Here is a 12,239-nt window from a genome sequence, read left to right as displayed (position 1 = left end):
CTCCTACACCGCGCCCTCGAGCGGCACGGTCAGGGTCGCCGCCAACGGCGTCTTCACCTACACGCCGAAGCAGGACTTCACCGGCGTCGACTCCTTCACGTACACCATCAAGGACGTTCGGGGCGCGATCTCCACGGCGACCGTCACCATCGCCGTCACGGCCAGCGACAACGTGGCGCCGTACGCCGGCAACGACACCGTCTTCACCCCGTCCGACACCGCCGTGTCAATTCACGTGCTGGACAACGACTCCGACGGCAACAGCGATGCTCTGACAGTCAAGACGAGCACTCAGCCACTGTCTGGCACGGTCGTGGCCCAAGCGGACGGCACGTTCGTCTACACCCCCAAGGCCGGATTCCAGGGTGTGGACACCTTCACCTACGAGATCACCGACCCGAGCGGCGCCAGCGCGACCGGCACCGTGGTCATCACCGTCGGCCGCTACTTCAACGACCCACTGCCAGGTCGCGACTACTACGACGCCGTCCAGGACACCAACCTCGTGGTCGACGCCCACTGGGGAGTGCTGGCCAACGACTTCGACCCGGACGGCGATCCCCTAACCGCCGCACTCGCGGGGTTACCCGCTCACGGAACCGTCGTCATGGGCACCGACGGGTCATTCGTCTACGCCCCCGAGGCAGGCTTCGTCGGCACGGACGGCTTCACTTACGTAGTCACCGATTCCACCAAGGGGTCTGCGACGACGACCGTCTCGGTGACGGTGACGGCGGCAGTCAACCTTCCCCCGGTGGCAGACTTCGACGGCTACCAGACCCCACGCGACACCCCAATCACGTTCGACCCCTTGGAGAACGACACCGATCCCGAAGGTCAGATGCTGACGGCATGGGTCGTCGATCAACCCGAGTATGGAACGGTCACCGTCGAGGACGGCAAGTTCACCTACACTCCGGCAACGGGTTTCGTCGGTTTCGTCACGTTCGGCTACCGCGTCTCCGACGGAGTGAACGAGGCCGATGGGACCGTTGCCGTCACCGTCGTGGCAATCAATCAAGCTCCCGTTGCCGTCGACGACGCCGGCGCGTTCGACTACCTCGAGCAGGTGATCGTCCCCGTACTCGACAATGACACCGACCCCGACGGCGATGACATTTACGTGTCGGACTACGGGAACCCTGCCCACGGAACCACCAGCGGTTACCCAGGGGGCGCCATCGAATACACCCCCGACGACGGTTTCGTCGGCACCGACGAATTCGCCTACACCGTGACCGATGCCGCGGGCAACACCAGCACGGCCACCGTCACCGTCACCATCCTTGGGCCCAACCATGCTCCGACTGCGAACGACGACAAGGCACAGACCACGGTGGGCACCCCGGTGGTCATCGACGTCCTGGCCAACGACGCCGACCCCGATGGTGACCGGTTGACCGTCGAGATCGACACCGCCCCCGACCATGGCACGGTCACCGTTCGCTCGGACGGCTCCCTGCTGTACACGCCCCCACCCGGATTCGTCGGCACCGACTACCTGAACTACACGGTCACCGATCCCAGCGGCAGAACGGATTATGCGAGCGTGGCCATCACCGTCACGGCAGGCGACGACGGCGGCGGGTGGGAGGAGCCCGACCCCAAGTGGTACACCGCCGTCCAGGGCAAGACCCTGACTGTCCCGGTGGGGCAGGGCGTGCTCGCAGACGATCCCGACTTCAAGGGATGGAAGGCCGGCGTCGATACGAAGCCTGCGCACGGCACGCTACGCCTCAACGCGGACGGCTCGTTCACCTACACGCCTGCCAAGGGTTTCGTCGGCCAGGACACGTTCAAGTACTACGCCTATACGAGTCGACAGGGTGACGGGCCCTTCATCGTGAACATCGACGTGACCCCGTCGGGCGACCAGACCGCCGAGCCGACTACCGAAATCGTCGTCGACGTTGCCAGCGGCGGCGGCGGCGGCGCACTACCGGCATGCACGAACTCGTGGTTCCCCCAGGAGAACGCGCCCGGCGAGGTGTGGTCGTCGTGCTGGTCGACTGAGGCCCCAAGGCCGGAGGATCTGCTCTGAGAGATCCTCAGTCCTCGGCGGCCAGGACGCAGAACTCGTTGCCCTCGGGGTCGGCCAGCACCACCCAGGATTCGTCGCCCTGCCCGATGTCGACGTGCCGTGCGCCCAACGCGATGAGACGGTCCACTTCGGCCTGCTGATCGTCGGGAGTGAAGTCGAAGTGGATGCGGTTCTTCACGACCTTGTCCTCGGGCACCGCGAGGAACAGCACGTCCGGGCCGGCGCCCGCAGGTGCACGCAGTAGGACGTCGCCGTCGTCGGTGGGTTCTCGACGCCACCCGAGCACGTCGGCCCACCAGGCGGCAAGCGCCTCGATGTCGGCGGCATCGATGCAGATGCCGGTGAACCTCAGTGCCATCTCAGTCTCCCAACCCCAGTTCCTTCTTCAAGACCTTGCCCATGGCGTTGCGGGGAAGGGCGTCCACGATGCGTACCTCGCGCGGTCGCTTGTGTGCCGAAAGCTGTTGCCCCACATGGTCGATCAGTTCCTGCGGGGCGGCGGAGCCGACGACGAACGCCACGATCCGCTGGCCGAGGTCGTCATCGGGGATGCCGACGACCGCGACCTCGTCGACACCTGCGTGCCCGAGCAACACCGCCTCGATCTCCCCCGCCCCGATGCGGTACCCGCCGGACTTGATCAGATCGACAGACTCTCGGCCGACGATGCGGTGCATGCCGTCACCGTCGATCACCGCGACGTCGCCGGTGCGGTACCACCCGTCGCCGCTCAACACCTCGGCGGTGGCGTCGGCTCTGTTGAGGTAACCGTCGAACAGCATCGGTCCGTGAACCTCGAGCCGCCCAATGGTTTCCCCGTCGTGCGGCACCGGGGCGCCGTCGTCGTCGATGAGCCGGGTCTGCACGCCGTCGAGCGGAAGACCCACCCAGCCTGGCCGTCGTTCCCCGTTCGCGATGGTGCTGAGCGTGATCAGCGACTCGGTGCTGCCGTACCTCTCGACGGGCGCGTGGCCGGTCAACCGCGACAGTCCGTCGAATACCGGAACCGGCAGCGGGGCACTGCCGGACACCAGCAGTCGCGCCGACGACAACGCCAGGGCCGCATCCGGATCACCGACGATGCGCGACCACACGGTCGGGACACCGAAGTACAGCGAGCCACCGGCCTGTGCGTAGGCGGCGGGCGTCGGTTTCCCCGTGTGTACGAGGCGGTTTCCGATCCGAAGCGATCCGAGCAGACCGAGGATCAGCCCGTGCACGTGGAACAGGGGCAGGCCGTGAACCAGGGTGTCGTCCGGCGTCCACTCCCACGCCGTGGCCAGCGCGTCGATGTCGGCGGCGATCGCCCGACGACTGATCAGCACGCCCTTGGGCGGACCCGTCGTGCCGGAGGTGTACACGACCAGCGCGGTCGCATCCGGCGGCGGCTCGGCGTAACGGTGCCACGAACGGGCGTGCAGACGGACGGGGACGTGCGGCAGCCCCTCGGGATCCTGGGGCACCTCGCCCAGCCACGCCCTGGCGCCGGAGTCGGTGAGGATGTGGTGGCGTTCGGCGGCCCCGACGTCGGCGGGGACCGGAACGACGGGGACGCCCGCGATCAGGCAGCCGGTGATGGCGAGCACCGTGGTCGCGGTGGGCGTGGCGAGGACGGCGACCCGCCCCGCGCCGGCCACGCGTTCTGCCACCGACGTGGCCGCGCCGACGAGGTCGCTGCGGCTGAGCGTCGCTCCATCGATCCGCACGGCGTCCGCGATGTCGTGACCGGCAGCGACGGCCGAGGGGTTCAACGAGGTCAGCAGCACGTCAGCGACGCTACCGCGCCGTGCCAAATCCCGGGTCACTGCGCTCCTGCCCTCCGTGGTGATACTGGACGCGTGGATCCCATCGAACGCGTTGACTCCCGCGTGGTGTACCAGAACGCCTGGATGATCGTTCGCGAGGACGACATCCGCCGCCAGGACGGCACCCCGGGAATCTATGGCGTCATCGACAAGCCGACCTACGCACTCGTGGTTGCCGAGGACGGTGACCGATACCAGCTCGTCGAGCAATTCCGCTACCCCATCGGGTTGCGGCGTTGGGAATTCCCACAGGGCACCGCGCCGGGCACTGTCGACGGGGACGAGCCGCCACCCGCCGAGCTGGCGGCCCAGGAGCTGCGCGAGGAGACCGGCCTGCGCGCCACGTCCCTGGTGGTGCTCGGCCAGCTCGACCTTGCGCCGGGCATGAGCAGCCAGCGCGGATGGGTGTTCCTGGCGACCGGGATCACCGAGGGTGATCACGAGCGGGAGCCCGAAGAGCAGGACATGCGTAGCGAATGGTTCACCGGGGCGCAGATCGAACGGATGATCGTCGACGGCACCATCACCGACGCGCAGACGATCGCCGCGTGGACGCTGCTTCGCTTGGCCGAGCGTTAGGCGCCGGGGCCGCCTTGGCCGGCAAGGGGCGGGGCGGGGCGGGGCGGGGCGGGGCGGGGTGCGGCGGGGTGCGGCGGGGTGCGGCAAGGTCCCACAAGAGGTTGGCCGGCAACCCATAGCCACGCCATAGGGTCGAAGTCGTGACGGAGTCGTGTTCAAATCGTGACTGCTGTCATCCAGTGTTTCCCGAGTGACGGAAGTGCACCATGCGCTCCGCGCCAGAGTCGGGAGCGCGAATGCCAGCAGATCTCACCACGCCACGGCGACTTCTCGGCTATGCGGCAGTTGGCATCGCGGGCGCGCTGGCGGCACTGACGCTTGGCGTCGGCGCCGCCACGGCCTCACCGCGATCACCCTTCGCCAGTGACACTGCCCCGGCCCCCGCGACACCATTCGATCCGAACGCATTGCTCAACGCGCTGAACGACTACTTCGGTCTCTTGTCCTCGTTTACCGGTGGCCAAGGCTCCATACCGGGGATCGGCGGCAGCGCCGCAACCGTTCCCGCCGCAACCAATCCAGCCTCCCTCATTCCCGGAATGCCCTGAGCCCCAGATTAATCGAAAGGAAAGGTGTGAACACCGTGTACATCAACCGGACATTGGAGACCCGAGCGGCTCGGATCGCACTCTTGCTGATCCGAAACCCGAGGAGGAGGCTGAGTTTTCCGGCCAAGCACGAGCGCCTGGTCACCGAACAGGAGCTGGCCCGTCTCGGGTTGTAGCGCGTTACAGACGGGCATCAGGGCGTCTCGCCCTCCCGTACCAGTCGCGCGATGATCTCGCCGACCGACGGCAACGCGACGTGCCTGCGCCGGATGATGTCTGCCACCAGCGCCGTCCACCCGGTCTGATGACTGGCCCCGAGTCCAGCCCCGTCGTCGCCGTTGAAGTATTCGAAGAACAGCACGTCGTCGCGCCACCGCGGATCGCTCTGCAGACGGTCGACGGTGCCGAAGCACGGTCGGCGGCCGTCCCCGTCGACCAGGAAGATGTCGACCAAGCGCTTCCAGATGTCCGCGGCGACCATCTCGAGAGTCGTGGACGTGCCGGAACCGGTTGGGTATTCGATGGTGAAGTCGTCGCCGAAGAACTCGTGGTAACGCTCGAGCGCCCTGGCGATGAGGTAGTTCAACGGAAACCACACCGGACCACGCCAGTTCGAATTGCCGCCGAACATCGCCGTCGTCGACTCGGCGGGCTCGTAGTCGATACCCGCACGGACGCCTTGTATCTCGATCGCATAGGGATGGTCCCGGTGATACGCCGACAGTGAGCGCAATCCGTGCGGCGACAGGAACTCCTCGGGGTCGAGCAGCTTCTCGCACACCCTGCGCACTCGGTCGGGACTGGTGACGCCGACGAGAATCTGATGCTGACCGGTCTTTGCGTGCAATATTCCACCGGCGTGCAGCCCGTCGTCGAGGCGTCCCTGCTGACGACGCAGATAGCTCGCGAAGCGCTTGTTGGTCACCAGGGTGAGACCCAGCGCCTCGTCGTCGACGACGGCGACCGCAAGCAACGGAATCACCGCAGCGATCGACCGCACCCGCAGGGGCACCGCGCTGCCGTCGCGCATCAGAACGCGATCGTAGAACAGACCGTCCTCCTCATCCCAGATCCCCACGGTGTCAAGGGCTTCGGCGATAGCAGCGAAGTGCTCGAGGAACTTCTGCACGAGGTCGAGGGTGGGTCGATGACCGGACACGTGCAGGATCGTGGCGATCATCGCCATCCACAGCGCGTAGGTGGCCATCCAGCCCGTGGCGTCGGACTGTTCGAGCACACCGTCGATCGGAAGGTGTGAACGGTTCATCGGTCCGATGTTGTCGAGCCCCATGAAGCCGCCCTCGAAGAGGTTCGACCCGTCGGCGTCCTCCCGGTTCACCCACCAGGTGAAGTTCACCAGCAGCTTGTCGAAGATGCGGCTGAGGAAGTCGATGTCGCGGCCGCCGTCGATGGCGAAGATCTCCATCGCGGCCCACGCATGCACGGGCGGGTTGACGTCACTGAAGTCCCATTCGTACGCGGGCAGCGCACCGTTGGGATGTTGGAACCACTCCCTGCACAACAGGCTGAGTTGGTACTTCGCGAACGCGGGGTCCACGTGGGTCAGCGCGACGCACTGGAATGCCAGATCCCACGCAGCGAACCACGGGTATTCCCAGGTGTCGGGCATCGACATGATGTCGAGCGCCTCGAAGTTGCGCCATCGCCCGTTGCGAATGTCCTTGCGCTGCGGCGGCGGTGGCGGCTGACCGGGGTCGCCATCGAGCCACCGCGCCACGTCGTAGTGGTAGAACTGCTTGCTCCACAACAGCCCGGCGAAGGCTTGACGCATGACGGAAGCCTCGTCGGCCGAGGCTTCCGCGGGGGTCAGCCCCCGGTAGAACTCGTCCGCCTCGGCCCGCCGGACGTCGAGCACCCGGGAGAAGTCGTCGGACAGCTGTGCGCTCCGCGTGCCTGCCGGCCGCAGTCTGACCCGCAGTTGCGCGGTCTGCCCTGGCGCGACGGTGAGCTGGTACCAGGCCGAGCACTTGGCGCCGCGACGTGCCGGGTTGACCGTGTCGGCACCGGCGACCACGTGGTCGTTGATGCCGTCCTTGGGCCACGGCGTCGTCGCCGCGTTGCCGTAGAGCCTGGCGGCGTTGGTCTCGTTGTCGCAGAAGATCAGCTCCGGCGTCGCACCGAGCGGGTCTGTGCCGCAGACCATTTCGAGTCGCCCGAGGAAGGGGTGCTCGAGGCCGACCGTGGTGTCCGACGTCGCTACCAGCTCCGGCGCCTCCTCGCCCCGGCCGTCCCAGGACCACGTGTTGCGGAACCACAGCGTCGGCAGCACGTGAAGCACTTCGGTGTCGGGTCCGGCGTTCGTCACGTCGATCGTCATCAGGACGTCGGTCGGGTCCGCCTTGGCGTAGGTGACGTCGACGACCCAGTACCGGTCGTCGTCGAAGATTCCGGTGTCGAGCAACTCGTACTCGGGATCGAGCCTGCCCCGCCTGCGGTTCTCCTCGACCAGCTGCTCGTAGGGAAACGCCTGCTGCGGGTAGTGGTAGCGCCAGGTGTTCCACGCGTGGCTGGGCACCGCGTCGCGGTACCACCAGTACTCCTTGACGTCCTCGCCGTGGTTGCCCTCGTGACCGTTCAGGCCGAAGGCGCGCTCCTTGAGGATCGGGTCGCGGCCGTTCCACAGGGCCAACCCGAGGCACAGCCGCTGTTCGATGTCGCACCACCCGGCAAGACCGTCCTCACCCCAGCGGTAGGCGCGTGAACGAGCGTGGTCGTGAGGGAGGTAGGTCCAGGCGTCGCCGTCGGCGCTGTAGTCCTCGCGGACCGTGCCCCACTGGCGTTCACTGAGATACGGCCCCCACAGATACCAGTCACTGGCCTGGCGGAGCCCCAGATCGAGGCGACCGAAACCATCGACGCGTTGCTGCTCGGCACCCGGGCCGGTGACCGTCATGCACACCTCCTCGGGGCATGGGTCAGCCTAGGTGATCACCGGCTGTGCGCCGCTCAGTGACCCCGCTCGGCCAGCGCCCGCAGGAAGAACGTCAGGTTGGCAGGTCGTTCGGCCAGGCGTCGGACGAAGTAGCCATACCACTGGCTGCCGAACGGCACGTATACCCGGACGTTGTTGCCCGCGTCGGCGAGCCTGCGCTGCTCCGCGTCGCGGATGCCGAAGAGCATCTGATACTCGAAGTCCTCTACACCCCTGCTGAATTCGCGAGCCAGCGCGGGCACCGCGTCGATGACGGCCGGGTCGTGCGAGGCCACCATCGGATATCCCTCGCCAGCCATCAGCACCCGGAGGCATCGCAGATAGGAGTCGGTCACCTCGTCACCGTCCCGGTACGCCACCGACGCGGGTTCGTCGTACGCACCCTTGCAGAGCCGGATCCTGGCGCCGGACGCCGCGAACTCCTCGCAATCGCCCTGGGTCCGCTTCAGATACGCCTGCAGAACCGTTCCCAGCCATCCGAAGTCGGCGCGCAGCTCGCGCACGATCGCCAGCGTTGAATCGGTGGTGGTGTGATCCTCGGCGTCGACCGTCACCCATACCCCGAGGTCGCGCGCCTTGCTGCAGATCGTGTGCGCATTCTCCAGCGCGATCTTCTCGCCATCGCGAGGAAGGGCCTGACCGAGCGCGGAGAGCTTCAGCGACACCTCCGACGGTCGCGGGCCGTCGACTACCTCGCGACGCTGGCCGAGCGCGGAGAGCAGATCCACGTAGGCGCGCACCGTGGCATCCGCGGCATCGCTGTCGGTGACGTCCTCACCCAGGTAGTCGATGGAGACGAAGCGGTGCGAATCCCGCAGTGCGGAAACCGATGTCAGAGCGTCATCCACGGACTCACCGGGTACGAAGCGGTGCACCACCCGACGGGTGACGGGCATCCGCTCGGCCGCGCGGCGCAGTCCGTCGGATCGGGCAGCGGCCAGGATGGCGGGCCGTGCGACCCGCTGGAACAGGCTCATCGCCTCACGCCTTCATGTGTGGGTAGTCGTGGTCGGTGGGCGGAACGAACGTCTCCTTGATCGACCGCGCCGACGTCCAGCGCAGCAGGTTCAGCGCCGAGCCTGCCTTGTCGTTGGTGCCGGATGCGCGCGCGCCACCGAAGGGCTGTTGGCCGACGACGGCACCGGTGGGTTTGTCGTTGACGTAGAAATTTCCTGCGGCGTAACGCAATCGACTCTCGGCGTCCAGTACCGCGGCGCGGTCGTCGGCGATCACCGCACCGGTGAGCGCATACTTGGATCCGCGATCGACGACGCCGAGCACGTCGTCCCAGCGGTCGTCGTCGTACACATGCAGGGCCAGGATCGGCCCGAAGTACTCCGTTGAGAAGGCCTCGTCCGTCGGATCGTCGGAGAGCAGGACGGTCGGACGGACGAAATAGCCTTCGCCGTCGTCGTATTCGCCACCGACGGCGATCGTCACGCCGGGTGCGCCCTTGGCGCGTTCGATGGCCTGCACGTTCTTGGCGAAGGCACGCTCGTCGATCAGCGCGCCACCGTAGTTGGACAGGTCCGACACGTCACCGTAGGCGAGCTTCTCGGTGGCGCCGAGGAAGTCGTCGCCCATCCGCTGCCACACCGAACGGGGAACGAAGGCGCGCGAGGCCGCTGAGCACTTCTGCCCCTGATAGTCGAAGGCGCCCCGAATCAGCGCCGTGCGCAACACGTCTGGATGCGCCGACGCATGTGCGACCACGAAGTCCTTGCCGCCCGTTTCCCCGACCAGCCGCGGGTACGTGTCGTAGCGGTCGATGTTGGAACCGACCTCCCGCCACAGATGCTGGAACGTCTTGGTGGAACCCGTGAAGTGGATGCCCGCCAACCGCGGATCGGAGAGCACCACTTCGGACACCCCGTAGCCGTCACCGGTGACCAGGTTGATGACCCCTGGCGGCAGCCCAGCGGCTTCAAGCAACTGCATGGTGAGATATGCCGACAACGTCTGCGTGACAGACGGTTTCCACACCACCGTGTTGCCCATCAGTGCGGGTGCCGTCGGTAGGTTGCCCGCGATGGCGGTGAAGTTGAAGGGGGTGATCGCGTAGACGAAGCCCTCGAGCGGACGGTAGTCGGTACGGTTCCACACTCCGTGGCTGCTGACGGGTTGCTGCGCCATGAGCTGCCTGGCGAAGGTCACGTTGAACCGCCAGAAGTCCGCGAGCTCGCAGGAGGCGTCGATCTCGGCCTGGTACGCGGTCTTGGACTGACCGAGCATCGTGGCGGCGGCCAGCTTCTCCCGCCACGGCCCGGCCAGCAGGTCGGCCGCCCGCAGGAACACCGCCGCCCGTTCGTCGAATGGGGTCGCGGCCCAGGCGTGCTTCGCGGCGATCGCGGCGTCCACCGCCGCCGTCCCCTCGGCGTGCCCGCCGTTGGTCAGGGTGCCGAGGACCGCGCTGTGGCGGTGCGGCTGCACGACGTCGATGCGCTGGCCGTCGCCCATGGCGTGGCGGCCCGCGATCACGTGGGGAAGGTCGACCGGGTCCGCTGCGCTCAGCGCCGCCAGCGCGTCGGCGAGGCGGTCCCGCTCGGGGCTGCCGGGGGCGTACTCGCGCACCGGTTCGTTGGTGGGAACCGGTACGTCGGTGATGGCCGAGAAGGCACTGGAGGTCATGTGCTCAGGGTCTCCCAAACGCCGTGCCGACCCATTGGCCGATCAGACAAACATTGCCTCGGGCGGCGGTAGGATCCGACAACATGAAGGCCGCCGGCGTTGGACTCGGTCAGCTACTCCTTGCGCTGGACGCGACCATGGTGACCCTCGTCGACGCGCCGCGCGGCCTCGACCTCCCGGTGGCGTCCGCGGCGCTGGTCGACGCCGACGACGTCCGCCTCGGGCTCGCGGTGGGTGCGGGGTCAGCCGACGTGTTCTTCCTCCTCGGTGTCAGCGACGACGGCGTTCTCGACTGGCTCAATCAGCAGGTCACGCGCCGGGCACCCGCCGCCATCTTCCTCAAGCAGCCCTCCGACGCCGTGGTGGCCCGCGCCGTGGCGGCGGGCACGGCGGTGGTCGCCGTCGAGCCGAGGGCCCGTTGGGAGCGGCTGTACCGCCTCGTCGACCACGTCTTCGAACACCACGGCGATCGCGCCGATCCGCTCTACGACTCGGGCACCGACCTGTTCGGTCTCGCGCAGTCGATCGCCGACCGCACCCACGGCATGGTGAGCATCGAGGACGCCCAGAGCCACGTCCTGGCGTACTCGGCATCCAACGACGAGGCCGACGAGTTGCGGCGCCTGTCCATCCTCGGCCGCGCGGGACCGCCCGAGCACCTCGCGTGGATCGGCCGGGCGGGGATCTTCGACGCCCTGCGCGCCACGGGTGAGGTCGTCCGCGTCGAAGCGCGGCCCGAACTGGGTCTACGGCCCCGCCGCGCGGTCGGGATCCACCACCTGACGTCGGACCGCAGGCGCGGGCCCGTCTTCGCAGGCACCATCTGGCTTCAGGAGGGCACCCGGCCGCTGGCGGACGACGCCGACGACGTGCTGCGCGGTGCGGGCGTGCTGGCCGCCCGGATCATGTCACGGCTGGCCGCGACACCGTCCACGCACGCCGTCCGCGTCCAGGAACTCCTCGGGCTTCGCGAGGCCGCCGCCATCGACGGCGTCCAGCTGGCCGACGTCGCGCGCGAGTTGAGCATCGTCGCCGACGGGCACGTCGCAGTCATCGGATTCGACGGCGCGCGAGATGCACCAGCACGGCTTGCCGACGTTCTCGCCTTGAGCGCCAGCGCCTTTCGCCGTGATGCACAGGTGGCAGCGGGCAGTTCGCGCGTCTACGTGTTGTTCCCGCACACCGGTAAGGCATCGTCGGTGTCGTCGTGGATCCGCGGCACTATCGGCGCTCTGCGCGCCGAATTGGGGCTGGAGCTTCGGGCTGTGATCGCCACTCCCGCAACGGGTCTGGCGGGGGTGGCGGCCGCTCGCGGGGAGGTGGACCGGGTGCTCGACAGCGCAGAGCGCCACCCCGGTGCCATCGGGCAGGTGACGTCGCTGGCCGAAGCCCGCACCACCGTGCTGCTCGACGAGATCGTCACGATGATCGGTGCGGACGAGCGACTCGTCGACCCGCGCGTGCGCGAGCTGGGCGAGAAGGACCGGACCCTGGTCGACACCCTGCGGGCCTACCTCGACAGCTTCGGAGACGTCGCCGCGGCGGCCCAGTGGCTGCACGTGCACCCCAACACGGTTCGCTACCGCGTGCGCCGGATCGAGGAGGCATTGGGGACGACGCTGGCCGATCCCGATGTGCGACTGCTACTTTCGCTGAGCCTGCGAGCGACCAGCTAGCCCCCCTTT

The 12,239-nt window shown here is 67.7% G+C and carries 10 protein-coding genes; 5 read left to right on the top strand and 5 right to left on the bottom strand.

Features of this window, described 5'->3' with window-relative positions:
- On the top strand, positions 1-2,041 hold a 2,041-nt coding region (locus ACRDUX_RS20605), incomplete at its 5' end, for an Ig-like domain-containing protein (protein ID WP_526415969.1).
- A 7-nt stretch (positions 2,042-2,048) separates the two neighbouring features.
- Here ACRDUX_RS20605 and ACRDUX_RS20600 read toward each other — a convergent pair.
- The gene (locus tag ACRDUX_RS20600; protein ID WP_526415967.1) at positions 2,049-2,399 is read right to left on the bottom strand and encodes a VOC family protein; all 351 of its coding nucleotides are present in this window, start codon (positions 2,397-2,399) and stop codon (positions 2,049-2,051) included.
- Position 2,400: 1 nt separating this feature from the next.
- Positions 2,401-3,807: an AMP-binding protein gene (locus ACRDUX_RS20595; RefSeq protein WP_526415965.1), complete on the bottom strand. Its 1,407-nt coding sequence runs from the start codon at positions 3,805-3,807 to the stop codon at positions 2,401-2,403.
- Positions 3,808-3,879: 72 nt separating this feature from the next.
- Between ACRDUX_RS20595 and ACRDUX_RS20590 the strand changes: the two genes are divergently transcribed.
- The 3 genes from ACRDUX_RS20590 to ACRDUX_RS20580 all read left to right on the top strand — a co-directional run bounded on the left by ACRDUX_RS20590 (position 3,880) and on the right by ACRDUX_RS20580 (position 5,149).
- On the top strand, positions 3,880-4,425 hold the full coding sequence (locus ACRDUX_RS20590) for an NUDIX domain-containing protein (RefSeq protein ID WP_526415963.1): 546 nt from the start codon (positions 3,880-3,882) through the stop codon (positions 4,423-4,425).
- A 236-nt stretch (positions 4,426-4,661) separates the two neighbouring features.
- Positions 4,662-4,973 carry a hypothetical protein gene (locus ACRDUX_RS20585; protein WP_526415961.1) on the top strand — a complete coding sequence of 104 codons (312 nt, stop codon included), beginning with the start codon at positions 4,662-4,664 and terminating at the stop codon, positions 4,971-4,973.
- 26 nt (positions 4,974-4,999) lie between these two features.
- Entirely contained in the window at positions 5,000-5,149 is a 150-nt protein-coding gene (locus ACRDUX_RS20580) for a hypothetical protein (RefSeq protein WP_526415959.1), read from the top strand.
- 17 nt (positions 5,150-5,166) lie between these two features.
- Here the strand turns inward: ACRDUX_RS20580 and ACRDUX_RS20575 are convergent, their stop codons facing one another.
- From ACRDUX_RS20575 to pruA, 3 genes are read right to left on the bottom strand one after another with little or no spacing between them, the layout of a single operon-like run.
- A complete protein-coding gene (locus tag ACRDUX_RS20575; RefSeq protein WP_526415957.1) occupies positions 5,167-7,887 on the bottom strand; it encodes an MGH1-like glycoside hydrolase domain-containing protein in 2,721 nt (906 codons plus the stop codon).
- A 53-nt stretch (positions 7,888-7,940) separates the two neighbouring features.
- Positions 7,941-8,903 (bottom strand): proline dehydrogenase family protein, encoded by a 963-nt coding sequence (locus ACRDUX_RS20570; protein ID WP_526415955.1) that lies wholly within the window; start codon positions 8,901-8,903, stop codon positions 7,941-7,943.
- A 4-nt stretch (positions 8,904-8,907) separates the two neighbouring features.
- Positions 8,908-10,554, bottom strand: a complete 1,647-nt coding sequence (gene pruA / locus ACRDUX_RS20565) for an L-glutamate gamma-semialdehyde dehydrogenase (RefSeq protein ID WP_526415953.1) — start codon at positions 10,552-10,554, stop codon at positions 8,908-8,910.
- Between the two features lie 83 nt (positions 10,555-10,637).
- Here pruA and ACRDUX_RS20560 point away from each other — a divergent pair, with 83 nt between their 5' ends.
- Positions 10,638-12,230: a PucR family transcriptional regulator gene (locus ACRDUX_RS20560; RefSeq protein ID WP_526415951.1), complete on the top strand. Its 1,593-nt coding sequence runs from the start codon at positions 10,638-10,640 to the stop codon at positions 12,228-12,230.
- Positions 12,231-12,239 lie beyond the last annotated feature (9 nt).

Origin of the sequence: Mycobacterium sp. (assembly GCF_050701675.1) — a bacterium.
Taxonomy (GTDB): Bacteria; Actinomycetota; Actinomycetes; order Mycobacteriales; family Mycobacteriaceae; genus Mycobacterium.
Note: the sequence above shows the minus strand (reverse complement) of the source record. Positions and strands in the feature narration are given on the sequence as shown.

What these genes read in the sequence shown, in the direction of transcription:
- ACRDUX_RS20600 (WP_526415967.1), bottom strand. Translation starts at nt 2,399, where the DNA reads ATGGCACTGAGGTTCACCGGCATCTGCATCGATGCCGCCGACATCGAG.
- ACRDUX_RS20585 (WP_526415961.1), top strand. Translation starts at nt 4,662, where the DNA reads ATGCCAGCAGATCTCACCACGCCACGGCGACTTCTCGGCTATGCGGCA.
- ACRDUX_RS20575 (WP_526415957.1), bottom strand. Translation starts at nt 7,887, where the DNA reads ATGACGGTCACCGGCCCGGGTGCCGAGCAGCAACGCGTCGATGGTTTC.
- ACRDUX_RS20570 (WP_526415955.1), bottom strand. Translation starts at nt 8,903, where the DNA reads ATGAGCCTGTTCCAGCGGGTCGCACGGCCCGCCATCCTGGCCGCTGCC.
- pruA (WP_526415953.1), bottom strand. Translation starts at nt 10,554, where the DNA reads ATGACCTCCAGTGCCTTCTCGGCCATCACCGACGTACCGGTTCCCACC.
- ACRDUX_RS20560 (WP_526415951.1), top strand. Translation starts at nt 10,638, where the DNA reads ATGAAGGCCGCCGGCGTTGGACTCGGTCAGCTACTCCTTGCGCTGGAC.